Source organism: Flavimobilis sp. BM9 (assembly GCF_058313055.1).
Genome location: NZ_JBZEMO010000003.1, coordinates 20397 through 44308 on the forward strand (window position 1 = coordinate 20397; position 23912 = coordinate 44308).

Here is a 23912-nt window from a genome sequence, read left to right on the forward strand (position 1 = left end):
CTGGGACGCCGCTGACCGGCGCGATCGTGGCGATGACCGGGGGAGAGGCGCTCGTGCCGACCGCCGAGTCGCTCCGAGGCTGGGGCGAGATCGTCGGAGCCCTCGCTGTCGTCACGCTCCTCGGTCACGTGCTCGTCACGCGCCTCCGCGGCGTCATCTCCCTGCCGGTCTCCGCGTTCTTCACGTGGGCGGCGCTCGTCGCCGTCGCGAGCGCGACGATGCTCGGCACCGACCGCGACGCGTTCCTGTCGAACTTCTGGCTGTCGGTGCTCCTCAGCGTGCCGGTGATCGTGCTCGCGACCGCTCTCCGGGCGTTCGTCCCCCCGTTCCGCACGGTCCCGAATCACCCCTACGACCAAGAAAGCGCACTATCTGTCGCCCAGAGCGACAGATAGTGCGCTTTCTCGGCCCGAAGGGTCGGGGGTCGGGGATCGGGGACCGGGAGAGTCGGGAGGACCCGGGACCCGGAGGTCCCGGGCCCCCGGGTCGGGTCCCTTCTCAGCCGATCGCGTGGATCGGGGCCGGGAGCGGCGTCCCGGATCCGTCGCGGCGCTCGTCGACGTCCGGCAGCGTGAGCGCCTGCCCGCCGGAGCCGACGGCGTGCGGCGGCTGCGGCCCGACCCACGCCACGAGGAGCGTGTCCTCGCCCTTGAGGAAGCGGTGCGAGCGCACCCCTCCCGTCGCGCGGCCCTTGGACGGGTACGCGGTGTAGGGCGTGACCTTCGCGGCGCCGGCCTCGGTACCGGGCAGCGCGGAGGATGCACCCGACACGGTGACCACGGCGGTCGTCGGCGCGAGGCCCGCGGGCACGACGCCGAAGAACCGCACCTGGGCGCCGTCGTCGAGTCGGATGCCGGCCATGCCGCCGGCCGCGCGGCCCTGCGGGCGCACGAGGGACGCGGAGAAGTGCAGGAGGGACGCGTCGGTCGAGACGAACACGAGGTCGTCGTCGTCCGTGCAGGCGCCCGCACCGATGACCTCGTCGCCGTCCTTGAGCGTGATGACCTCCCACGAGTCGCGGTTCGGCGCGTCGTCACGCGCGACGCGCTTGACCACGCCGTCGCGCGTACCGACCACGATCGTCGGCGCGAACGAGTCGAGCGACACGAGCGTGAGCACACGCTCGCCCGACGCGAGGTCCACGATCTCGGAGACGGGCACACCACCCGAGAGGGACGGCGCGCCGTCGGTCGGCGGGAGCGTCGGCAGGTCGAGCACGTCCACGCGGACGACCCGACCGAGGTTCGTCACGGCGCCGACCTGACCGCGCGCCGTGCACGCGACTGCGGCGGACAGCGCGTCGTGGGCGCGGCGCTCGTCGTCACGCACCGGCTCGTCGCCCGTCGCGGTCCGCGCGAGCAGGTCCGTACCCGAGAGCAGCACCCAGCACGGCGAGTCCTCGACCTCGAGCGGCACAGCCGACGACGGCGCACCCTTCGCACCCGTGAGCGCGGTACCGCCCGCGGACTCGAGCAGGACCGTGCGGCGCGGCGTGCCGTACGCCTTCGCGACGGCCGCCATCTCGTCCGAGACGACGTTCAGCAGGCGCGTCTCGCTCGCGAGGATCTCCTCGAGCTCCGCGATCTCCGCGCGCAGCGCCGCCTGCTCGGTCTCGAGCTCGACGCGCGAGAACTTCGTCAGGCGACGCAGCCGCAGCTCGAGGATGTACTCCGCCTGCGGCTCCGACAGGTCGAACACCGTGCGCAGCCGCGCACGCGCCACCTCCGAGTCGTCTGAGGAGCGGATGACCTGGATGACCTCGTCGATGTCGAGGATCGCGATGAGCAGACCGTCGACGAGGTGCAGGCGCTCCTGGCGCCGCGCCAGCCGGTACGTGCAGCGACGCCGCACGACGTCGACCCGGTGATCCACCCACACGCGCAGCAGCTCGCGCAGCCCGAGTGTGCGCGGCTGCCCGTCGACGAGCGCGACGTTGTTGATGCCGAACGAGTCCTCCATCGGCGTGAACTTGTACAGCTGCTCGAGCACCGCCTCCGGGTTGAACCCGTTCTTCACCTCGATGACGAGGCGCAGGCCGTGCGTGCGGTCCGTCAGGTCCAGCACCGAGGTGATGCCGGAGAGCTTCTTGGACTGCACGCCCTCCTTGATCTTCTCGATGACCTTCTCGGGCCCCACGAGGTACGGCAGCTCGGTCACGACGATGCCCTTGCGGCGCGGCGTCACGTTCTCGATGCGCACCGTCGCGCGCGTCTTGAACGAGCCGCGACCCGTGCGGTACGCGTCGCGGACCCCGTCGAGACCGACGATCTTGCCGCCGCCCGGCAGGTCCGGCCCCGGCACGAAGCGCATGAGCTCCTCGAGGTCCGCGTCCGGGTGCTTGATGAGGTGCCGCGCCGCCGTGATGACCTCGACGAGGTTGTGCGGTGCCATGTTCGTCGCCATACCGACGGCGATGCCCGACGACCCGTTGACGAGCAGGTTCGGGATCGACGCCGGCAGCACCTCGGGCTGCTGCAGCTTGTTGTCGTAGTTCGGCACGAAGTCGACGACGTCCTCGCCGAGGTCCGTCGTCATCGCCATCGCAGCGGTCGCGAGACGCGCCTCCGTGTACCGGGCGGCCGCAGGGCCGTCGTCGAGCGAGCCGAAGTTCCCGTGCCCGTCCACGAGCGGCAGGCGCAGCGTGAAGTCCTGCGTCAGACGCACGAGCGCGTCATAGATCGCCGAGTCACCGTGCGGGTGCAGCTTTCCCATCACCTCGCCGACGACGCGCGCCGACTTCACGTACGGCCGGTCGGGGCGCAGCCCCATATCAGCCATCTGGAACAGGATGCGCCGCTGCACTGGCTTGAGACCGTCGCGAGCGTCCGGCAGGGCGCGCGCGTAGATGACGGAGTAGGCGTACTCGAGGAACGAGCCCTCCATCTCCGCCGTGACGTCGATGTCGACGATCTTCTCGGTGAAGTCGTCGGCGGCGTCGAGGGTCGCGGTCTTGCGTGCCATGGGGCGATGCGCTCCGGGTATCTCGCGGGACAGGGGATCGGGTCCATTGTCGCCGCCGCACGCCGATGCTCCGGCACAGCCACGCCGAGACAGCACCGCCGCGCCGCGCGGGCGCCGCACGCCCTAGCCTGGGACTGTGACCGACGACGCGCACGACGTCCCCGCGAGCGCCTACCCGCTCGCCTGGGAGGCCGACGTCATCCTGCGGGACGGCTCGACGACGCACGTGCGTCCCATCCGGCCCGAGGATGCGGACGCGCTGCAGGCGTTCCACGTCGCCCAGTCGGAGCGGTCCATCTACTTCCGCTTCTTCGCGCCCCTGCCCAGGCTCCCCGAGAAGGACCTCGCGCGGTTCACGCACGTCGACCACGTCGACCGTGCCGCGCTCGTCGCGGTCGCCGCCCCGCTGGGCGGCGAGGACACGGGGGAGCGGATCATCGGCGTCGCACGCTACGACCGCACGGGCGCCGACAGCGCCGAGGTCGCGTTCAACATCGCCGACAACGTCCAAGGGCGCGGCCTGGGCTCCGTGCTCCTCGAGCACATCGCGGCGGCAGCCCGCGAGCGCGGCATCCGCCACTTCTCCGCCGAGGTCCTCCCGCAGAACACGCGCATGCTCGCCGTGTTCCGCGAGGCGGGCTACGACCTCACCCAGCGCCTCGAGGACGAGGTGTACATGGTGACGATCGACCTCGACCCGACCGAGCGCTCGAGGTCCGTGATGGCGGAGCGGGAGCGACGCGCGGAGGCGCGCAGCATCCAGACGCTGTTCGACGTCGCGTCGGTCGTGGTCGTCGCGTCGCCGACGACGCGGCCCGGGTCGGCGGACGCGCAGATGATCGAGCGGGCGATCGAGGCGCTCGTCGCGTCGCGCGCCCTCACCGAGCGCGGGACCGAGGGTGACGGGCCGCAGCGGCCCCGCATCGACGTCGTCGGCCTGCCGCCTGCCGCACGGCTCTGGTCGACCGACGAGGTCAGCTATCACGAGACTCTCGCCGCGCTCGCGGACGCCCGCGAGGGCAACGCGCCCGATGACGGGCGCGGCCCCCTCGCCGTGCTCGCCGCTCCGCCCGAGGAGGCCGTCGCCGCCGTTCCCGGTCTCGCACGCCTGCGCACGCACGCCCTGCTGCTCTTCTCGGAAGGCTTCGCCGAGGTCGGTCCCGAGGGCCTCGAACGCCAGCGCGCCCTGCTGCGCGCCGCCCGCACCGCCGGGATGCGCGTCGTCGGGCCCGGCTCCTACGGCCTCCTGCGCGCCAACGCCGACGTGACGATCAACGCGACCCTCGCGACCGCCCCGCCCCCGCCCGGACGCATCGGCGTGTTCTGCCAGTCCGCACCCACCGCCGTCACGCTCCTCGCGACGATCGCCCGACGCGGCCTCGGCCTGTCGAGCTTCCTGTCCGCCGGCAACCGCGCCGACGTCTCCGGCAACGACCTCATGCAGTACTGGCACGAGGACGACGACACGCACGTCGCGTGCCTCTACCTCGAGTCCATCGGCAACCCGCGCAAGTTCTCCCGCATCGCCCGGCGCCTCGCAACCCGCAAGCCCGTCGTCGTCGTGACCGCCGGACGCTCGGGACAGGTCGTCCCGCCCGGCCATGCCGTCCGCCCCACCCTCGCGCCGCGGCGCACGCTCGACGAGATGCTCCGCCAGTCCGGCGTCATCCGCGCCGAGAACACGCACGAGATGATGGACGTCGCCCAGCTCCTCGACACCCAGCCCCTGCCCGCAGGCAGGCGCGTCGGCGTCGTCGCGTCCTCGGTCGCGCTCGCGGCCCTCGTCGCCGAGGCCGCCGCCGCGAACGGCCTCACCGTCCTCCCGCGCACGGGTGTCGTCGCGGAGAGCGACGACGCGGCGCAGGCCGCGCGCGTCGTCGACGAGGTGTTCGACGCCGACTGCGACGCCGTCGTGGTCGTCGAGATCCCCGTGCTCGGGGGAGCGCAGCGCCCGCTCGCCCGCGCCGCTGCCCAGGCTGCCGCCCGCACGGGGCGCACGACCGTCGCGAGCGTGCTCGGCCGGCACGGCCTCGTCGACGAGCTCGCCGCGACCGCCCCCGACGGCACGACCGTCCACGTCCCCGCCTACGCGACCCCCGAGGACGCCGTGCGCGCCCTCGGCGCCGTCGCCCGGTACGCCGCGTGGCGGCGCGACGGGTTCGGCACGTTCGCCCAGCCCGACGCCGACACGGACCGTGCGCAGACCCTCGTCGACACGTGGCTCGCAGACGCCACACCGGACGTCGACCTCCCGCTCGCCCCCGACCGTGTCGACGAGCTGCTCGCCTGCTACGGCCTGACCGTCGTGCCCGTGCGCACCGTCGGGTCGGCCGACGAGGCCGTCACCGCCGCCGACGCGCTCGGCTGGCCCGTCGCGCTCAAGAGCACCGCCGAGGCGCTGCGGCACCGTGCCGACCTCGGCGGCGTCCGCCTCGGCATCACCGACCCCGCCGAGCTGCGCACCGCCTACGCCGCCATGGCCGCCGAGACCGCACGGCTCCTCGGCGAGGCCGCGCCCCTCGACGTCCAGACCATGGTGACCGGGGGAGTCGCGTGCGTCGTCCGGTCGACCGAGGACCCGCTCTTCGGCCCCGTCGTCTCGTTCGGCCTCGCAGGCGACGCGACCGACCTCCTCGCGGACGTCTCCTACGGCATCCCGCCGCTGACCGACCGCGACGTCGCCGACATGGTCCGCTCCCTGCGCGCCGCCCCACGCCTGTTCGGGTATCGCGGCATCGGCCCCATGGACGTCCCCGCGATCGAGGACGTCCTCGCCCGCGTCGCCCGGCTCGCCGACGACGTCCCCGAGCTGCGCTCGCTCGAGCTGTACCCCGTCGTCGTCTCCCCGCACGGCGCGCACGTCCTCGCCGCCCGCGCGGTGCTCGCCCACGGGCAGCGTCCTGACGAGTCCAGACGCGCGATGCCCGGGTGATCCACGAGCCACCCCGCACGGGATGGGAAGATGGACGGGTGTCTGCTTCCACCCACGCCCACTCCGACCGCCGTGACGTCCTGCGCTCCGAGCTGCACCGCGCCGGCTACTACCCCGAGCTCGTCATGGACGTGCTCGACGGCGCGCTCGCAGGCGAGGAGGTCGTCGCGCACCTCGTGCACGCCGAGACCACCTTCGCGACGGCTGAGGTGCGCCGCCACGTCACCGCGCTCGTCCTGACGCCGACACGGCTCGTGTCCGCGCACGTCGACGACGAGCCTGCCGACGAGCACCACCCCGTCGCGTCCGCCGCCGCGACGACCGAGGTCCTGCCGCTCGGCGCCGTCCGCTCCGTCGCCGTCACCCAGTTCGTCGCCGCGCCCGCGCAGCACGTGCCCGGGACGCTGCCGTACGAGGTGACGATCGCGATCGGGTGGGGAGCGGTCAACCGCATCGACCTCGAGCCCGCAACGTGCCCCGACCCGAACTGTGACGCCGACCACGGCCTCACCGGCACCATGACGCCCGACGACATGATCGTGCGCGTGAGCGCACAAGCCGAGGGTGAAGAGGCCGTGCGCGCGGCCCTCGCCTTCGCGGGGCAGCTGTCCGCGGCGACAGGCAGCCGCGCATGACGGTCGCGGCCCTCCAGGCCGACCTCGACCGTCGCGGGCTGCGCCGCCCCGCCTACGGCACCGCGGGCCTCGGCGCCGTCATGCTCGGCGCTGCAGGCGCCCTCGGCGTCCCCGTCACGACCGTCGACGGCGAGACGTCGACGGGCTCGATGAAGGCCCTCGGCCTGCCGGCTGCGAAGCGCGTGTGTGTCGTCCTCGTCGACGGGCTCGGCATGCGGCTCCTCACGGAGCGGCGCGGGCACGCCCGCACCCTGCGCGACCTGCTCCCCAGCGCCCGCACGCTCTCCGCGCCCTTCCCGTCGACGACGGCCGCCGCGCTCGGCGTGCTCGGCACCGGAACGAGCCCCGGCCGCACCGGCCTGCTCGGCTACTCGATCCGCAGCTCAGCGACCGGGCAGCTCGCCAACATGCTGTCCTGGACCAACCTCCCCGAGCCGGAGCAGGTGCAGCAGGAGCCGACCATCCTCGAGGCGGCCGTCGCCGCAGGTGCCCGTGCGACCGCCGTCGGCCTCGCCCGCTTCGAGACGTCCGGCATGACGCGCGCCGCTCTGCGCGGCGCCCGCTACGCCGCAGGGCCGACGCTCTCCGCGCGCATCGACCAGGCCGTCGACTCGCTGCGCACACCGGGGCTCACGTACCTGTACGTCGGCGAGGTCGACAAGGCCGGCCACCACTACGGATGGAAGTCCGGCGAGTGGGGCGACGCGCTCGCCGAGGTCGACCTCGAGATCGGGCGCCTCGTGCGGTCCGTCCCGCGCGGCACGCTCGTCCTCGTCACCGCCGACCACGGCATGGTCGACGTCACCGGCGGGGCCCGCTGGGACGTCGCCGACGAGCCAGAGCTCGCGCGCGGCGTCGCCGTCGTCGCGGGCGAGCCCCGTGCGACGCACCTCTACGTGGAGCCGGGCGTCGATCCGGTCGAGGTCCAGGCCCGGTGGCAGGGCGTGCTCGGCTCGCACGCCGTCGTCGCGCTGCGGGACGACGCCGTCGCCGCAGGACTGTTCGGTCCCGTGCACGAGCGGGCGCTCCCAGACGTCGGCGACCTCGTCGTGATCATGGCGAAGAACTCGGTCGTCGTGGACAGCGCGAGCCAGACGCCGGCGTCGATGGGACTCATCGGCGTGCACGGGTCGCTCACGCCCGACGAGATGAAGGTCCCGCTGCTCGTCGCGACCGCCTGAGGCGGCCGGGCTGGTCGCGCCGGGGCGCGGCGGCTGCTGCACCCTCGGGCGCTGCGACGCCGGTGCTCAGTCGTCCGTGCGTGCGCCGAAGACGATCTCGTCCCAGCTCGGCACCTGCGGCCGGCCCTTGCGCCCGCCACGAGCGGCACGCTCGAGCGGCGGGGGAGTCGCGTCACCTTCGGGAGCCTCGGGAGCAGGTGCCGGTGCGGGAGCCTCAGGCTCGGGCACCTCGGTGACGTCCTCGGCGACCGGCAGCTCGGACGTCTCGCCGACCTCAGCAGCCGAGCGAGCAGAGCGCGGCGAGCGGTCGCCGAGCGAGTAGAGCCGGCCGATCGACTCGACCGGGAGCGGTGCCCCCGCGTCGTCACCAGGCTCGTCGTCCTGGGTCATGGCAGCGAGGCCGAACAGGCCGTCGTCCTCGTCCGGCACGTCCACGTCGAGGGCCTGGCGCACGCCACGGCGCGCGGACAGGTCGTCGAGAAGCGCCGACGTCGCGTCGGCGACAGCAGCGGGCTCGGCGGGGGTGGGATCCGCGATCGGACCTGACGCCTCGACGTCGAACACGTCCCCGCGCACGGGCGCGAGGTGGCGGCGCGGCACGACCTCGTCGTGCAGCCGCGTCTCCGAGATCCACCGGCTCTCGTTGTCGGTCGCGGTCAGCGTGCGCGCCTGCTGGTCGAAGGCCCACACCGCACGGTGCTCGGCGTCGCCCACCTCGTAGCTGACGGCCACCACCCACGGTGACCCGACCGGGCGCCAGGCGTCCCAGCGCAGCTCCTCGGTGTCGACGTGCCGAGCGGCGAGCCGGTCGGTGACCAGGTCGCCGAGGCTGGGGGAGCCCGCGTCGCGGCCTACACGCGTCGCACGCGCCTGCTCGGCGACGTACTCGCGCTCCGCGAGCACAGGGCCCTCGTAGCGGCGCACCTGCTCGACCGAGATGCCGGCGTTCTGCGCGACCTCCTCGGCGGTGAGGCCCGCGCGCACCTGCGCCTGGATCTCGCGCGGCGGGAGCGAGCCCGGCGCCGTCTGGCGCAGCTGCTCGAGCTGCGGACGGTTGCGTCGCACCGCGGCACGCAGCGGCTCGTCGATGCGGAGCCTGAAACGTGTGCCGTCGGAGGACGCCAGCACGATGTGCTCGCCGTCCTCGTCCAGCCCGATCAGTTCCAGGTCAGCCATGTGCCCTCCAGTGCGTGGTCTGTCACCACAGTGCCACCTCTGCGCGCCGGACGCCGACATCCCCGCCGGTGTGCCGCTCGCGGATGCGTCACAGCACCCCTGCGCGGCTGACAGAATCATGTCCGTGGAGATCCTCCAGGACGCGATGTACGGGCTCGAGCTCGCCGCCATCTTCTTCGCCGGGATCTCCGGAGCGCTCGCCGCGGTGCGCAAGAACTTCGACATCTTCTCGCTGCTCCTGCTCGCCTGGGTCACCGGGCTAGGTGGCGGGCTGATGCGTGACGTCCTCATCGGCGCTGTGCCGCCCGTCGGCATCACGAGCTGGCGGTACGTGCTCACCGCGCTCGCCGGAGGCATCCTCGTGCACTTCATGCACCCGCGCCTCGCCGCCCTGCGGCGGCTCATCATCGTGTTCGACGCCGGAGCGCTCGCCATGTTCGTCGTCATCGGGACGATCAAGGGGATGGAGTACGGCGTCGGGCCGCTGGCGTCGGTGTTCGTCGGCCTCTTCACCGGGATCGGCGGTGGGCTCGTCCGGGACCTGCTCGTCGACGAGGCCCCGATCGTGCTGCGCGAGCGTGAGCTCTACGCGATCCCGGCGACCCTCGGCGCCATGCTGACCGCGGCGACCGTGCACTTCGACGTCTTCAGCCCCTGGGTGGGTGCCGCGATCGCGTTCGCGATCCTGACGATGCGCCTCGTGTCGCTCAAGATGAACTGGCAGGCGCCAGGCCCGTGGCAGGGCTTCGGCCGACAACGCACAGGGAGATGACCATGACGAACACCCACGTCGACGACGCCACGCTCGAGACCCTCCGGGAGCTCGCCGAGCGGCTCGCCCGCACGGCGGCCGAGCAGGTCCGGCGCGAGCGCCCCGAGACCGTGACGGTCGACCGGACGAAGCTCAACGCGTCCGACGTCGTGACGGCTGCCGACCTCGCCGCCGAGCGTCTCCTCCGCGAGATCCTCGCCGCCGAGCGGCCCGACGACGCGATCCTGGGGGAGGAGGGCGGTGCGACGGCAGGGACCTCGGGGCTGACCTGGGTCGTCGACCCGATCGACGGCACCGTCAACTATCTGTACGGGCTGCCGTCGACCTCCGTGTCCGTCGCCGTCGTCGCGGGGGAGCCCGACCCTGCCCGCTGGGAGGTCCTGGCGGGCGCCGTCACGGACATCACGACGGGCGCGACGACGTCCGCGGCCCGTGGCCGCGGCGCCCACCACGAGGGTGCGCGCCTGGAGGTCGCCGAGCCCGTCCCGCTCGACCTCACGCTCGTCGCGACCGGCTTCTTCTACGACGACGCGCTCCGAGCGGCCCAGGGCCGCTCCGTCGCGACGCTGCTCGAGCACGTCCGCGACATCCGCCGCATGGGTTCCGCTGCTCTCGACCTGTGCCGGGTCGCCAGGCGGCAGGTCGACGCGTACTACGAAGAGGGCCTGAGCCCGTGGGACCACGCGGCCGGCGAGCTGATCGTGCGGGAGGCTGGCGGCGTCGTCGTCGGGCTCGAGGGCGGACGGCCGGGACGGTCGCTCGTCCTCGCGGGGCATCCCGAGACGGTCGCGCGGCTCGAGGCGATCCTCGCGCCCACGGGAGTCGGGAACCGATCGGACCGGTAGCACGTTGACCCTCCGGACCAGACGTGCGACGTGATCGCGACTTTCGTCACTCGGTCCGAAATATCCGCTTCGGTAGCGTGCACTTGCCGGAGAAATGATGCACAATCCCATGGCCGAACCTGATCGACACGGAACAGACGTCCGCCCGCGCGGCGGAACGGGCTGTCACCGGTCCTCGAGCGAGGCGACGCGACGCCCCCGACGCCGCAACGCACGGCCCCACGGTCGTGTGCTGGAACATCCGCGTGATCCTCTCACCGATCTGGAGTGACACCTCATATGGCAACCGACTACGACGCCCCCCGCAAGACCGAGGAGGACCTGTCCGAGGACTCCCTCGAGGAGCTCAAGGCGCGGCGGTCCGACAAGAGCTCCGGCGTCGTCGACGAGGACGAGACGGAAGCGGCGGAGGGCTACGAGCTCCCCGGCGCGGACCTCTCGGGCGAAGAGCTCTCGGTGCGAGTCCTGCCGCGTCAGGCGGACGAGTTCACGTGCTCGAGCTGCTTCCTGGTCCACCACCGCAGCCAGCTCGCCTACGAGAAGGACGGCCAGCCCGTCTGCACCGAGTGCGCCGCCTGAGCGCACCTGCACCACAGCCAGCGGGGCCGCGAACCGAGAGGTTCGCGGCCCCGCTGTCGTCCTGAGACGGTTCGTCGCCGTCTCCACCTCCCGACGGATCGCCCGGGTGCACACCTCACGTGTGGATCAGAGCGATCGGTCCGGGAAGGACGTGAGACGGCCGGGCGCGCAGGGGCCCGGCCTAGCGGCCCTGGGCCTCGCGAACGGCGCGTGCGAGCTCCTCGGGGTGACGGGTCGACACGAGCCACCACGGCGTCGGGTCCTGCGGGTCGAGGACGTCCATGACGACGGCGCTGCCCGTGCTCGTGCGCAGGCACGCGTACGCGCGCGGGTCGAAGGACGGGCCCATCATCGCGCTGACCTCGGCGCGGTCGAGCGTGCGCGGCTCGCTGAGCAGCGTCACGGGGATGCGGGCGCGCCCTGCCTGGAGCTGGCCGTCTGCGACGGTGACGACGGGGGACGTCACGAACGCGAAGACGCTGCCCGCGGCGAGGAGGGCGAGCGAGACGGCCGCCGCGATCGGGAGGCTCGCGATGACGATCATCACGAAGACGAACACGCAGAACAGCGCGATCGCGCCGTACGTCCAGATGCCGGGGGAGAGCCGCTCGCTGTACGCCGCGGTCGTGGCGGGGCGAGGGCTGTCGACGGGATCGGACGGCAGGGTGGGCTCGACGTGCGGCATGTCCCCAGCATGCCAGCCGGGCGACGTCGTCCGCGCCGTCGCGGCTAGGATCGCGCCGTGACACACCACGCACCTGCCGCCGACCGCGGCCTCGAGGTCCTCGTCCAGATGCTCGACCCGGAGCTGCCGTACCCGACGTACGCCCACCCGGGTGACGCCGGCGCCGACCTGGTCGCTCGCACGGACGTCACGCTCGCGCCCGGCGAGCGTGCGACCGTCCCGACGGGCGTGGCGATCGCGCTGCCGGACGGCTTTGCGGCGTTCGTGCACCCGCGCTCGGGCCTCGCTGCGAAGCACGGCGTCACGGTCGTCAACGCGCCGGGCACGGTCGACGCGGGCTACCGCGGCGAGATCGCCGTGACGCTCCTCAACACCGACGCGTCCGAGGCCGTGCACCTGCGCCGCGGCGACCGGATCGCCCAGCTCGTCATCCAGCGGGTCGAGCGTGCGCGCTTCGTCCCTGCCGAGCGGCTCCCCGGCTCGCACCGCGGCTCGGGAGGCTTTGGCTCGAGCGGAGGCTGGGACCCGGGCGCAGCCCGCTGACGAGCGTCTGCTCGTCGCTCAGCGCGTCCGCACCGCAGGTCGGCGACATCAGCCCGCGCGGCGCATAGGGTGGTAGGACGACCGCGCACGGTAACGTCGCGCGAGAACCTGCGGCCCGGGTCGCCCCGACGCCGTCGTCGCAGGCATGCAAGGCAACTTTCCTGAAGGAGAACCGCAGTGGGTCTGTTTGGACGGCGTGTGAAGGAACAGCCGAGCGAAGAGCTGCCCGACGCCGAGGCCACCGCGGCCGAGGAGACCGAGGCGCGCCCGGACCACGGTCCGTGGGACGTCAGCCAGGTCGACGACGCGAGGGCGAGCCGTGTCGACCTCGGCTCGATCCTCCTGCCGGGCGTCCAGGGCATGCAGGTGCGCATGGAGCTCGACAAGAACACGCAGGCCGTCACGGGCGTGTCCGTCATGGTCGACAGCTCTGTCCTGCAGATCCAGGCGTTCGCTGCTCCGCGCATCGCGGGCATCTGGGACGAGATCCGCGACGAGATCCGTGAGTCGCTCACGACGCAGGGTGCGACTGTCGACGACATCCCCGGCCGGTTCGGTCGTGAGCTGTTCGTCAAGGCCCCCGCGAAGGACGGCGAGGGCAAGGACGTCGTCCGCGTCATCCGCTTCCTCGGGGTCGACGGCCCGCGCTGGTTCCTGCGCGGCGTCCTGACCGGCAAGGCCACGGTCGACCCGCAGGCTGCCGGCCTCATGGAGGCGCTGTTCTCCCAGGTCGTCGTCGTGCGCGACGAGGTGGCGCGCGCCCCGCGCGAGCTGCTCCCGTTGCACCTTCCTGACCAGCCCGAGATGAAGCAGGTGGACGAGTCTGCGCCCGAGCCGGAGACCCCGGCCGAGAAGGCCGCAGCCCCCGACCTCAACCCGCTCGAGCGCGGCCCCGAGATCACCGAGATCCGGTGACCGCCGCACGCGCGGCGGCCCGGACGGCCTGAGGGGACTGACATGTCTTTGCGTACGGCGCTGCGGCGCGTCCTGGCGAGCCAGGACGAGGTTGCTGCGACCGAGGAGCGGGTCCGCTCTGCGAAGCAGGGCACGACGGCGATCAGCGACCTCGTCGAGCGTCGCCCCGCCGAGGTGTCGGGCATCGTGCGGTCTGTCGTGCTGCGGCCGACCGACCGCGTCCAGGCGGTCGAGGCGGAGCTGTTCGACGGCTCTGGCTCGGTCGACCTCGTGTGGCTCGGGCGTCGTCGTCTCGCGGGTGTCGAGCCTGGCAGGCGCGTGCGCGTCGCCGGGTTCGTCACGAGCGACCGCGGCCGCACCGTGATCTACAACCCGCGGTACGAGCTGCTGCCGCAGTCGACCGACGTGCAGCCTTGAGGGCTGGGAGAGAGCAGGACGTGGACCAGAGCACCCCGCACGACGACGCGCCCGAGCCCACGGAGGCCCAGGTCGCGCAGGCGCGCGGCATGCGCGCCCTGACGGCGAGCGAGTTCTCGCTCCAGGAGGCGGTCGGCGGGGTACGTGGCGTGATCGAGGCGCTCGCGCCCGGGCTCGTGTTCGTCGTCGTCTACCTGCTGACGTTCGAGCTGACGCCCACGCTCATCGCGTCCGCCGGGATCGCCGTGCTCCTCGTGCTCGTGCGGCTCGTGCAGCGCACCCCGGTCACACAGGCGTTCTCAGGTCTGCTCGGCGTCGCGATCGGTGTCGTGTGGGCGTGGCGCTCGGGCGAGGCCTCCGACTACTTCCTCATGGGCCTGCTCACGAACGCCGCCTACCTCCTGGCGTGCCTCGTCTCGATCGTCGTGCGGTGGCCTGCGATCGGGGTTGTCGTCGAGCTGTTCCGGCTGGGATTCGCCGAGACGAAGGGCGCGCGGCCGTCCAACGCGGACGAGGCCGCCGCCGGCGACACGCCCGCCAACCCGTTCGCAGGCTTCAGCGCGTGGCGCTCGTCGCACGCGCTCGTGCGCCGCTACACGCTCGCGACGTGGCTGTGGGTCGGCCTGTTCGCGATCCGGCTCGCCGTGCAGGTCCCGCTGTACGTCGGGTCGCAGGTCGGCTGGCTGGGCACCGCGAGGCTCGCGATGGGCATCCCGCTGTGGGCGGTCACGCTGTGGGGGACGTGGATCCTTGTGCGCCAGTCAGCAGGTCGGACAGAGCAGCCTCGTCCGCGTCCCGGCCACTGACGAGCAGCAGCTCGTCGCCGGCCTCGAGCGTGTCGTCGGCTGTCGGCGCGAGCGGCTGAGCGTCGCGGACGACCGCAGCGAGGACCGTGTCCGTCGGCCACGGCACGGAGCCGACCGTGCGGCCCACGAGCCACGAGTCCGGCGGGACCGTGAGCTCGAGGATCCCTGCACCGGACTGGTGGAACGTGAAGATCCGCACGAGGTCGCCGACGGCGACGGCCTCCTCGACCATCGCCGTCATGATGCGCGGCGTCGACACCGCGACGTCGACACCCCACGACTCGTCGAACATCCACTCGTTCTTCGGGTTGTTGACGCGCGCGACCACGCGGGGCACGCCGAACTCGGTCTTCGCGAGCAGCGCGATGACGAGGTTCGCCTTGTCGTCGCCGGTCGCAGCGACGATGACGTCGCACTCGTCGACCTTTGCCTCGGAGAGCGTCGACAGCTCGCACGCGTCCGCGAGGAGCCAGTCCGCCTCGGCGACCGACGCGACACGCATCGCGGTGGGCTGACGGTCGATGAGCACGACCTCGTGGTCGTGGGCGAGCAGCTCGCGGGCGATCGAGCGGCCGACGGAGCCGGCACCGGCGATGACGACGCGCATCAGACCTCCTCGGTCGGGGCGTGGGTGAGGATCCGTTCGACGTCGGCGACGTCGACCGAGCGCACGAGGACGTGCAGCACGTCGTTCTCCTGGAGCGCCATGCCGGGGCGCGGCAGCTCGGCCGCGCCGAACCGGGTGACGAACGCGACGCGCGCGCCGGTCGCCTCTTCGACGACCGTGAGCGAGCGGCCCACCCAGCCAGGGTGGAAGTCCGTCTGGCACAGGCGCACCTGGCCGGACGGGTCGCGGTAGTCGTCCGTGGTGCCGAGCGGCAGCAGGCGCCGCATCACCTGGTCGGACGTCCAGCGCACGGTCGCGACCGTGGGGATGCCGAGCCGCTGGTAGATCTCCGCGCGGTGCGGGTCGTAGATGCGGGCGACGACGTTGTCGACGCCGAACGTCTCGCGCACGACGCGTGCGGCGAGGATGTTCGAGTTGTCGCCGTCGGACACGGCCGCGAAGGCGTACGCCTCGTCGATGCCGGCCTGCTCGAGGGTGTCCCGGTCGAAGCCCAGGCCGGTGACCTTCTTGCCGGTGAAGGTGGGGGCGAGGCGACGGAACGACTCGGGGTTCTGGTCGATGATGGCCACCGAGTGGCCGTTCTTCTCGAGCGAGTGCGCGAGCGCCGCTCCGACGCGTCCGCAGCCCATGATCACGAAGTGCACAGACCTGAAGGTATACCTCCCGGGACCTTGTTGCGCCCACCACCGCCAGAACAGGCCTAGCATTGCTCAACGTGTCGGACATCATGGATGCGGCGAAGCGGCTCGTGCTCGGCAGGCCGATGCGGAGCGACGGCCTGGGGCACACGCTGCTGCCCAAACGCATCGCCCTCCCCGTCTTCGCGTCTGACGCGCTGTCCTCGGTCGCGTACGCCCCGGACGAGATCCTCCTGACGCTCGCGCTCGCCGGGTTCACGGCGACGACGATGTCGCCGTGGATCGGCGTCGCGGTCGTCGGCGTGCTGCTCGTCGTGGTCGCGTCGTACCGGCAGAACGTGCACGCGTACCCGTCGGGCGGCGGTGACTATGAGATCGCGACGGAGAACATCAGCCCGCGCGCGGGCCTGACGGTCGCGTCGGCGCTGCTCGTCGACTACGTCCTGACGGTCGCCGTGTCGATCTCGTCGGGTGCGCAGTACGCGGCGACGGCGATCCCCGCGCTGCGTGGCCACGAGCTGCCGATCGCCGTCGCGCTCATCATCCTGCTGACGATCGCGAACCTTCGTGGCGTCAAGGAGTCCGGGAAGATGTTCGCGATCCCGGTCTACCTGTTCATGGCCGCGGTCGGAGCGACGGCGGTCATCGGGTTCGTCCAGTTCGTCACAGGGAACCTGGGGCGGGCGGAGAGCGCGTCGTACGACGTCGTGCCGTCGTCCGCGTTCGACCAGGGTCTCGTGGGGCTCGCGGGGGCGTTCCTCATCGCCCGAGCGTTCGCGTCGGGCTGTGCCGCGCTGACGGGCGTCGAGGCGATCTCCAACGGGGTTCCCGCGTTCAAGAAGCCGAAGTCCCGCAACGCTGCGACGACGCTCGCGCTGCTCGGTCTGACGTCGATGTTCATGATCATGTCGATCCTGCTGCTCGCGTCGGCGACGGGTGTCGTCTACGTCGAGGACCCGGCGACGGACCTGCTGATCGACGGCCACGCGCCCGTCGGCTACGTCCAGGTGCCGGTGCTCTCGCAGCTGGCGCACACGATCTTCGCGTCGTTCCCGCCGATGTTCTACGTCGTCTCGGCGGTCACGGGCCTCATCCTCGTCCTCGCCGCGAACACGGCGTTCAACGGATTCCCGGTGCTCGGCTCGATCCTCGCGCGCGACGGCTTCCTGCCGCGTCAGCTGCACAAGCGCGGCGACCGCCTCGCGTTCTCGAACGGCATCGTGTCCCTCGCGTTCGCCGCGATCGTGCTCGTCGTCCTGTTCGACGCGCAGGTCACCCGCCTGATCCAGCTCTACATCGTCGGCGTGTTCGTGTCCTTCACGCTCTCGCAGCTCGGCATGGTGCGGCACTGGACGACGGCGCTGCGCCTCGCGTACGACCCGGTGCAGCGGTCGAAGATGAAGCGGTCTCGCGTCCTCAACGTCGTGGGGCTGGGGATGACGGGTACCGTCCTCGTCGTCGTCCTCGCGACGAAGTTCACGCACGGGGCGTGGATCGCGCTCCTCGCGATGGCGGGCGTGTTCCTGGTGATGCGCGCGATCCGCAAGCACTACGACGCGGTCGCGGAGGAGCTCGAGCTCGACGAGGACGTCGCGACCGAGCGTGCGCTGCCGAGCCGGGTCCACGCGATCGTGCTGATCTCCAAGGTGCACAAGCCGGCGATGCGCGCACTCTCGTACGCCCGCGCGACCAGGCCCTCCGTGCTCGAGGCGGTCACGGTCTCGGTCGACGCCGACGAGACGGCGCGGCTCGTCGAGCACTGGGAGTCCCTCGACCTGCCGATGCCGCTGCGCGTCCTCGACTCGCCGTTCCGTGAGATCACCCGGCCCGTGCTCTCGTACGTGCGCTCGGTGCGCCGTGAGAGCCCGCGCGACCTCGTCGTCGTCTACCTGCCCGAGTATGTGGTGGGTCACTGGTGGGAGCAGCTGCTGCACAACCAGAGCGCCCTGCGGCTCAAGGGCCGCCTGCTCTTCACGCCCGGAGTCGTCGTGGCCTCGGTACCCTGGCGTCTGGCCTCCACTGCGACGACCGCCGGCACCGAGCCGGTGCTCTACGCGAGGCCGACCGAACCTGACGACACGAAGGCACCATGACCCAGCCCCCCGCACGTCCTGCCCGATCCTCCTCCCGCGGCCCCCGTCCGGGCTCGTCCCGGCCGGCCCGCCGCACGCGGCCCGGTGCTGAGGTCGACGCACCCGTCGACATGCCGCTCGTCGAGGTCGAGGTGGGGCCGGTCGCGCACGGTGGTCACTGCGTCGCTCGGCACGAGGGCCGGGTCATCTTCGTGCGGCACGCGCTTCCGGGCGAGCGTGTGCGCGTCCGCCTGACAGCGGCTGCGCCGGACGCGAAGTTCTGGCGCGGCGACGCGGTCGAGGTGCTCGAGTCGAGCCCGGACCGGGTCCCGTCCGCATGGCCCGCCGCTGGTCCGGGCGGGGTCGGCGGAGCCGAGCTCGCGCACGTGCGTCTCGACGCGCAGCGCGAGTGGAAGCGCCAGGTCATCGAGGAGCAGCTGCGCCGCATCGCCCACCTCGATCTCCCCGTCGTCGTCGAGGCAGCCCCGGGCGACGACGAGCGCGGCGGTCTCGCCTACCGCACGCGCATCGAGCTCGTGGCCGACGCCGAGGGCCGCGCCGGGATGCGCCGACACCGTTCGCACGACGTCGTCGCGCTCGACGCGATGCCGCTCGCGACCGAGTCGGTCGCCGCGGCCGCCGATGCGTTCGGCGTGTTCAGCGGCCGCTGGACGGCAGGCGCTCGGCTGGACGTCGTCGCGCCCGAGGGCGGTGCTGAGCCGATCCTCCTCGTCGACGGTGAGCCCTGGCGTGGCACGCGCGTCGACCGCCGCCCGAACGCCCGTCGCACGGTCGTCGAGACCGTGACGGTCGGCGGCACGGAGCACCAGTTCCGGGTCGCGGCTGACGGGTTCTGGCAGGTGCACCGCGAAGCGCCCGCGCTCCTCGCGCAGACCGTGCTCGACTCGGTGGGCGACGTGCTCGACGCGACCGTCGTCGACCTGTTCGCGGGATCAGGGCTCTTCACGGCACCGCTCGCCGTGGCGACCGGACCGGTCGGTCGTGTCGTGTCCGTCGAGGGTGACGAGCGGGCGGTCGCGTCCGCCCGCCGCAACCTGCACGGGGCGGACCATGTCGACCTGTGGGCGGGCGACGTCGCGCGTGTCCTGCGCGACGAGGGCCACGGCGCGGTCGGGGGAGCGGACGTCGTCGTGCTCGACCCGCCGCGCGCCGGCGCCGGACGTGCGGTCGTCGACCAGGTCGTCTCGCTCACCCCTGACCGCGTCGTGCTCGTGTCGTGCGACCCGGCTGCGCTCGCCCGCGACCTCGGTCTCTTCGGCGAGTCCGGCTATGAGGTGCGGTCGCTGCGCGCGTTCGACCTGTTCCCGATGACGCACCATGTGGAGTGCGTGACGGTCCTCGAACGTTCCTGACGCCGGACCGCGCTAGGCCGACGCGCCGCCGGCCGCAGCGCTGTCACGCTGTGCCAGGCCGCGCTCGATGACCGCGACGATCGCGGCGTCGTCGGGCTGGGTCTGCGGGCGGAAGCGGTGCACCGAGTCGTCCGGCAGGATGACGAACTTCTCGAAGTTCCACTTCACGCGGCCTGCGTGGCCGCTCGAGTCGGGGACCTTGCGCAGCTCCGTGTAGAGCGGGTGGCTGTGCCGGCCGTTGACCTTCGTCTTCTCCATGAGCGGGAACGTCACGCCGTAGGTCGTCGAGCAGAACTCGGTGATCTTCTCGGCGGAGCCCGGCTCCTGGCCCGCGAACGAGTTGCACGGGAATCCGAGCACCGTGAACCCTCGAGGGCCGTACGTGCGCTGGAGCTCCTCGAGGGTCGCGTACTGCGGTGTGAGGCCGCAGCGGGACGCGACGTTGACGACGAGCACGACCTCGTCGGCGTGCTCCGCGAGGGAGGTCGTCCGGCCCTCGATCGTGGTCAGGGGGATGTCGCGCAAGGTCATCGGACCAGGATAGGCGTCGCTCGTGCGGGTGCAGCAGGCGGTGCCGGGCAATTATGCAAGGCGTGACTCACTTATCTTGACGTCAAGATAAATGGTAGGCTGGCAGGTGGTTGCGCAGGTGTTCCTGCGCTCATGCCCGCCTAGGCTGGGGAGTGCCCCCGTCTGATCACCACCCGAGCACTGCGACGACGCGAGGGCGCTGCGCGCTACGTCGTCGAGGCTCGGCCGACGCTGGAGTTAAGGAGCCATCGTGAGCAGTGTCGACACGTTCGGTGCAAAGGGAACCCTCGAGGTGGGGGACGCGTCCTACGAGATCTTCCGCCTCTCCGCGGTCGACGGGCTCGCCCGCCTGCCGTACTCGCTCAAGGTCCTCGCCGAGAACCTGCTTCGCACCGAGGACGGCGCGAACATCACCGCCGACCACGTGCGCGCGCTGGCCGGGTGGGACCCGGACGCCCAGCCGGACACGGAGATCCAGTTCACGCCCGCCCGCGTGATCATGCAGGACTTCACCGGTGTCCCGTGCGTCGTCGACCTTGCCACGATGCGTGAGGCCGTCGCGGACCTCGGCGGCGACCCGTCGCGCATCAACCCGCTCGCCCCCGCCGAGCTCGTCATCGACCACTCCGTGCAGATCGACGTCGCCGGCCGTGCCGACGCGTTCCGTCGCAACGTCGAGATCGAGTACGAGCGCAACCACGAGCGCTACCAGTTCCTCCGCTGGGGCCAGACGGCGTTCGACGACTTCAAGGTCGTCCCGCCGGGCACCGGCATCGTGCACCAGGTCAACATCGAGTACCTCGCCCGCGTCGTCATGACCCGCGAGGTCGACGGTGCGCTGCGCGCCTACCCCGACACGTGCGTCGGCACCGACTCGCACACGACGATGGTCAACGGCCTGGGCGTGCTCGGATGGGGCGTCGGCGGCATCGAGGCCGAGGCCGCGATGCTCGGTCAGCCGGTCTCGATGCTCATCCCGCGCGTCGTCGGCTTCAAGCTGTCCGGCCAGATCCCGACCGGCGTCACGGCGACCGACGTCGTGCTCACGATCACGCAGCTGCTGCGCCAGCACGGCGTCGTCGGCAAGTTCGTCGAGTTCTACGGCGAGGGCGTCTCCCAGGTGCCGCTCGCGAACCGCGCGACGATCGGCAACATGAGCCCCGAGTTCGGCTCGACCGCCGCGATCTTCCCGATCGACGACGTCACGCTCGACTACCTGCGCCTCACGGGCCGCAGCGACGAGCAGGTCGCGCTCGTCGAGGCGTACGCCAAGGAGCAGGGCATGTGGCTCGACCCGGCCACCGCCCAGGAGCCCGTCTTCTCCGAGTACCTCGAGCTCGACCTGTCGACGGTCGTCCCGTCGATCGCCGGCCCGAAGCGCCCGCAGGACCGCATCGAGCTCTCCCACGCGAAGAGCGCGTTCACGCGCGACCTGCCGAACTACGCGCCCGAGGTCCTCAACGGCATCGACGAGGCCGAGAAGGAGTCCTTCCCGGCGTCCGACTCGCCCGCGATCGCCGAGCCCGTCCGCAAGACGGTCGAGGTCACGAGCCCCGAGGGCTCGACGTACGAGCTGTTCCACGGCGCGGTCGCGATCGCGTCCATCACGTCGTGCACCAACACGTCGAACCCGTCGGTCATGCTCGCCGCCGGCCTCCTCGCGAAGAAGGCCGTCGAGAAGGGCCTGACGGCCAAGCCGTGGGTCAAGACGTCGATGGCGCCGGGCTCGCAGGTCGTCACCAACTACTACGAGAAGGCCGGCCTGTGGCCGTACCTCGAGAAGCTCGGCTTCCACCTCGTCGGCTACGGCTGCGCCACCTGCATCGGTAACTCGGGCCCGCTCTCGGACGAGGTCTCCGCCGCTGTCAACGAGCACGACCTCGCCGTCGTCTCGGTGCTCTCCGGCAACCGCAACTTCGAGGGTCGCATCAACCCCGACGTGAAGATGAACTACCTCGCGTCCCCGCCCCTCGTCATCGCGTACGCGCTCGCCGGGACCATGGAGTTCGACTTCGAGCACGAGCCGCTCGGCCGTGACGAGTCGGGCCACCCGATCTTTCTGCGTGACATCTGGCCGTCCACCGAAGAGGTCCAGGCGACGATCGACTCGTCGATCAACCGCGAGATGTTCACCGCCGACTACGCGGACGTCTTCGCGGGAGACGACAAGTGGCGTGCGCTCAATACCCCCGAGGGCGACACGTTCGCGTGGGACTCCGAGTCCACCTACGTCCGCAAGCCCCCGTACTTCGAGGGCATGGGCCTGACGCCCTCGCCCGTCGAGGACATCACGGGCGCGCGCGTCCTCGCGAAGCTCGGCGACTCGGTCACGACGGACCACATCAGCCCGGCCGGTGCCATCAAGCCGGACTCGCCCGCGGGCCGCTACCTCGCGGAGAACGGCGTCGAGCGTCGTGACTTCAACTCCTACGGCTCGCGCCGCGGCAACCACGAGGTCATGATCCGCGGCACGTTCGCCAACATCCGCCTGCGCAACCAGCTCCTCGACAACGTCGAGGGCGGGTACACGCTCGACTTCACGACCGGCGAGCAGGCCGCGATCTACGACGCGGCCCAGAACTACGCTGCGGCGGGCACCCCGCTCGTCATCCTCGGTGGCAAGGAGTACGGTTCCGGCTCCTCGCGCGACTGGGCTGCGAAGGGTACGGCGCTCCTGGGCGTCAAGGCCGTCATCACGGAGAGCTTCGAGCGGATCCACCGCTCGAACCTCATCGGGATGGGCGTCCTCCCGCTGCAGTTCCCCGAGGGTGAGAACGCCGAGTCGCTCGGCCTCGACGGCACCGAGACGTTCGCGATCTCGGGCATCACGGCGCTCAACGACGGCACGACGCCCCGCACGGTCGCCGTGACCGCCACGAAGGCGGACGGCGCCACCGTCGCGTTCGACGCGGTCGTCCGCATCGACACGCCCGGAGAGGCGGACTACTACCGCAACGGCGGCATCCTGCAGTACGTCCTGCGGTCGCTCGTCGCGGCCTGACGCACGCACTCACGACGGCGGGGCGCGCACCTTCGGGTGCGCGCCCCGCCGTCGTATCCACTGGCTACTTCGTGCCGAAGCCCGGTGCTGTGACTGTTGCGTAGGACGCTGCGATGAGCTTCTCGAGCACCGCGAGGTCCACCCTGGCCAGGTCCTTGAGGTAGAGGCACGACGCCCCCGTCGTGTGCGGCCCGAGCCGCGCCAGCAGGTCGGCATGGCGCTCGAAGCCGTCCGCGAGGTACACCGTGCTCGACGTCGAACGTGGTGAGAAGCCCGCCGGAGCCATGACACCCTCACGGCCGCTCGCGTAGCGGTAGCGGTACTCGCCGAAGCCGACGATCGACGGCCCCCACATCACGGCCGGCAGGCCGGTGACCCGGCCCAGGATCTCGAGCAGCGTCTCAGCGTCGCGCCGCCGGACAGGATTCTTCGCCGCGGCGACGAACGCGGACACGTCGGCGTCGGTCGGCGCAGTCTTCGGTGAGTCGGCCATGACCCAATTGTGCGGTGCGAAGCGATCCGGGTCGAGGCCGCGTGCGGTGCGCGGCCTCGCACTAGTACCGCGCGCGGCGAGCGCTTCACGGCCATGAACAGGCGCCCGATCCGACGCGTATGACACGATCTGCAGATGGATTTGCTCGGTTGGGTGAATGGTGTTGGGTCGCTCGTCTTAGGTGGTGCGGCGTTCTGGTCGACGCGGGTGAGCTCAAGAATGGCGCATCATGCTCAGCGCATGGAGCACGTGCAGGCTGTGAAGATTGCGGCGAGTCACACCGACTACAGCCTGATGTTCACGCTGTCCAACGGGACGCCGTACCCCATCCGCGACATCAACTTCGTGGCGGACGAGGCCCGCACGAAGGCACTGCCGACAACTCACCGCGTCGCCGAGTTGAAGCCGGGCGGTACATTTCAGATTGGTGTCGACGAGGACTTTGGTAGACCCGACGACCCCGACGATCACACATGGCCAGCTCGCGTGTGCGCAGAGTTCACCTACCGCGACGGTTCTCGGTGGCTGGCTGAATGGAGCGCCGCTACCCGTCTACTCGAGGAAGGACCCCGGCGTCGTTTCCTGTGACGCAGGGGTTCCCCGAAGAGACCGAACAATCTGGCCGCGTAGGCGTTGAGGATGCCGCCGTGCCAGTCGAGTTCGAGGGGGACGCGCACGGTGTCGTCGCCCCATGCGGGGGACAAGCGCGCCTAGTGCAGGAGTTCATCG

Annotated in this window: 22 protein-coding genes; 15 read left to right on the forward strand and 7 right to left on the reverse strand. The window is 71.6% G+C overall.

Features of this window, described 5'->3' with window-relative positions; all coding sequences use genetic code 11:
• Positions 1-32: 32 nt before the first annotated feature.
• Positions 33-395: a hypothetical protein gene (locus AC4F3Q_RS06155; RefSeq protein WP_491039201.1), complete on the forward strand. Its 363-nt coding sequence runs from the start codon at positions 33-35 to the stop codon at positions 393-395.
• 103 nt (positions 396-498) lie between these two features.
• Here AC4F3Q_RS06155 and AC4F3Q_RS06160 read toward each other — a convergent pair whose 3' ends face one another.
• Complete coding sequence (locus AC4F3Q_RS06160; RefSeq protein WP_491039202.1) at positions 499-2961, reverse strand: DNA gyrase/topoisomerase IV subunit A; 2463 nt, start codon at positions 2959-2961, stop codon at positions 499-501.
• Between the two features lie 136 nt (positions 2962-3097).
• Between AC4F3Q_RS06160 and AC4F3Q_RS06165 the strand changes: the two genes are divergently transcribed.
• From AC4F3Q_RS06165 to AC4F3Q_RS06175, 3 genes are read left to right on the forward strand one after another with little or no spacing between them, the layout of a single operon-like run.
• Positions 3098-5893 carry a bifunctional acetate--CoA ligase family protein/GNAT family N-acetyltransferase gene (locus tag AC4F3Q_RS06165; protein ID WP_491039203.1) on the forward strand — a complete coding sequence of 932 codons (2796 nt, stop codon included), beginning with the start codon at positions 3098-3100 and terminating at the stop codon, positions 5891-5893.
• A gap of 38 nt (positions 5894-5931) precedes the next feature.
• The gene (locus AC4F3Q_RS06170) at positions 5932-6528 is read left to right on the forward strand and encodes a DUF5998 family protein (RefSeq protein ID WP_168447283.1); all 597 of its coding nucleotides are present in this window, start codon (positions 5932-5934) and stop codon (positions 6526-6528) included.
• Entirely contained in the window at positions 6525-7709 is a 1185-nt protein-coding gene (locus AC4F3Q_RS06175; RefSeq protein ID WP_491039204.1) for an alkaline phosphatase family protein, read from the forward strand. The genes AC4F3Q_RS06170 and AC4F3Q_RS06175 overlap by 4 nt, the downstream gene beginning before the upstream one ends.
• A gap of 66 nt (positions 7710-7775) precedes the next feature.
• On the opposite strand, the gene sepH is transcribed toward AC4F3Q_RS06175, so the two are convergent.
• Positions 7776-8885 carry a septation protein SepH gene (gene sepH / locus AC4F3Q_RS06180; protein WP_491039205.1) on the reverse strand — a complete coding sequence of 370 codons (1110 nt, stop codon included), beginning with the start codon at positions 8883-8885 and terminating at the stop codon, positions 7776-7778.
• A gap of 124 nt (positions 8886-9009) precedes the next feature.
• Here sepH and AC4F3Q_RS06185 point away from each other — a divergent pair, with 124 nt between their 5' ends.
• The 3 genes from AC4F3Q_RS06185 (at position 9010) to AC4F3Q_RS06195 (ending at position 11081) form a co-directional block, all read left to right on the forward strand.
• The gene (locus tag AC4F3Q_RS06185) at positions 9010-9657 is read left to right on the forward strand and encodes a trimeric intracellular cation channel family protein (RefSeq protein ID WP_350308785.1); all 648 of its coding nucleotides are present in this window, start codon (positions 9010-9012) and stop codon (positions 9655-9657) included.
• Positions 9658-9659: 2 nt separating this feature from the next.
• A complete protein-coding gene (locus AC4F3Q_RS06190; RefSeq protein ID WP_491039206.1) occupies positions 9660-10502 on the forward strand; it encodes an inositol monophosphatase family protein in 843 nt (280 codons plus the stop codon).
• 279 nt (positions 10503-10781) lie between these two features.
• Positions 10782-11081 carry a DUF4193 domain-containing protein gene (locus AC4F3Q_RS06195; protein ID WP_098456800.1) on the forward strand — a complete coding sequence of 100 codons (300 nt, stop codon included), beginning with the start codon at positions 10782-10784 and terminating at the stop codon, positions 11079-11081.
• A gap of 181 nt (positions 11082-11262) precedes the next feature.
• On the opposite strand, the gene AC4F3Q_RS06200 is transcribed toward AC4F3Q_RS06195, so the two are convergent.
• Positions 11263-11766: a DUF3093 domain-containing protein gene (locus AC4F3Q_RS06200; protein WP_491039207.1), complete on the reverse strand. Its 504-nt coding sequence runs from the start codon at positions 11764-11766 to the stop codon at positions 11263-11265.
• Between the two features lie 57 nt (positions 11767-11823).
• On the opposite strand from AC4F3Q_RS06200, the gene dut reads away from it, so the two are divergent.
• From dut to AC4F3Q_RS06220, 4 genes are all read left to right on the forward strand, one after another.
• Entirely contained in the window at positions 11824-12309 is a 486-nt protein-coding gene (gene dut / locus AC4F3Q_RS06205) for a dUTP diphosphatase (protein ID WP_491039208.1), read from the forward strand.
• Positions 12310-12486: 177 nt separating this feature from the next.
• Positions 12487-13224, forward strand: coding sequence for a DUF3710 domain-containing protein (locus AC4F3Q_RS06210; RefSeq protein ID WP_168447288.1), 738 nt, complete (start codon positions 12487-12489; stop codon positions 13222-13224).
• A gap of 42 nt (positions 13225-13266) precedes the next feature.
• Positions 13267-13641 carry an OB-fold nucleic acid binding domain-containing protein gene (locus tag AC4F3Q_RS06215; protein WP_168447289.1) on the forward strand — a complete coding sequence of 125 codons (375 nt, stop codon included), beginning with the start codon at positions 13267-13269 and terminating at the stop codon, positions 13639-13641.
• 20 nt (positions 13642-13661) lie between these two features.
• Entirely contained in the window at positions 13662-14447 is a 786-nt protein-coding gene (locus tag AC4F3Q_RS06220) for a DUF3159 domain-containing protein (RefSeq protein ID WP_491039209.1), read from the forward strand.
• On the opposite strand, the gene AC4F3Q_RS06225 is transcribed toward AC4F3Q_RS06220, so the two are convergent.
• Entirely contained in the window at positions 14368-15054 is a 687-nt protein-coding gene (locus AC4F3Q_RS06225; RefSeq protein ID WP_168447290.1) for a potassium channel family protein, read from the reverse strand. The genes AC4F3Q_RS06220 and AC4F3Q_RS06225 overlap by 80 nt on opposite strands.
• Positions 15054-15704 (reverse strand): potassium channel family protein, encoded by a 651-nt coding sequence (locus AC4F3Q_RS06230; RefSeq protein ID WP_168447583.1) that lies wholly within the window; start codon positions 15702-15704, stop codon positions 15054-15056. The genes AC4F3Q_RS06225 and AC4F3Q_RS06230 overlap by 1 nt, the downstream gene beginning before the upstream one ends.
• A gap of 86 nt (positions 15705-15790) precedes the next feature.
• Between AC4F3Q_RS06230 and AC4F3Q_RS06235 the strand changes: the two genes are divergently transcribed.
• Both AC4F3Q_RS06235 and AC4F3Q_RS06240 read left to right on the forward strand, forming a co-directional pair.
• Positions 15791-17806, forward strand: a complete 2016-nt coding sequence (locus AC4F3Q_RS06235; RefSeq protein ID WP_491039210.1) for an APC family permease — start codon at positions 15791-15793, stop codon at positions 17804-17806.
• Entirely contained in the window at positions 17803-19158 is a 1356-nt protein-coding gene (locus AC4F3Q_RS06240; protein ID WP_491039211.1) for a class I SAM-dependent RNA methyltransferase, read from the forward strand. Before AC4F3Q_RS06235 ends, AC4F3Q_RS06240 begins: the two co-directional genes overlap by 4 nt.
• A gap of 12 nt (positions 19159-19170) precedes the next feature.
• On the opposite strand, the gene AC4F3Q_RS06245 is transcribed toward AC4F3Q_RS06240, so the two are convergent.
• A complete protein-coding gene (locus AC4F3Q_RS06245) occupies positions 19171-19689 on the reverse strand; it encodes a glutathione peroxidase (RefSeq protein WP_491039212.1) in 519 nt (172 codons plus the stop codon).
• A 250-nt stretch (positions 19690-19939) separates the two neighbouring features.
• Between AC4F3Q_RS06245 and acnA the strand changes: the two genes are divergently transcribed.
• Positions 19940-22690 carry an aconitate hydratase AcnA gene (acnA, locus tag AC4F3Q_RS06250; protein ID WP_491039213.1) on the forward strand — a complete coding sequence of 917 codons (2751 nt, stop codon included), beginning with the start codon at positions 19940-19942 and terminating at the stop codon, positions 22688-22690.
• Between the two features lie 64 nt (positions 22691-22754).
• Here acnA and AC4F3Q_RS06255 read toward each other — a convergent pair whose 3' ends face one another.
• Positions 22755-23183, reverse strand: a complete 429-nt coding sequence (locus AC4F3Q_RS06255; protein WP_491039214.1) for a DUF1801 domain-containing protein — start codon at positions 23181-23183, stop codon at positions 22755-22757.
• 135 nt (positions 23184-23318) lie between these two features.
• Here AC4F3Q_RS06255 and AC4F3Q_RS06260 point away from each other — a divergent pair, with 135 nt between their 5' ends.
• Positions 23319-23771 carry a hypothetical protein gene (locus tag AC4F3Q_RS06260; protein WP_491039215.1) on the forward strand — a complete coding sequence of 151 codons (453 nt, stop codon included), beginning with the start codon at positions 23319-23321 and terminating at the stop codon, positions 23769-23771.
• The last annotated feature ends 141 nt before the right edge of the window (positions 23772-23912 follow it).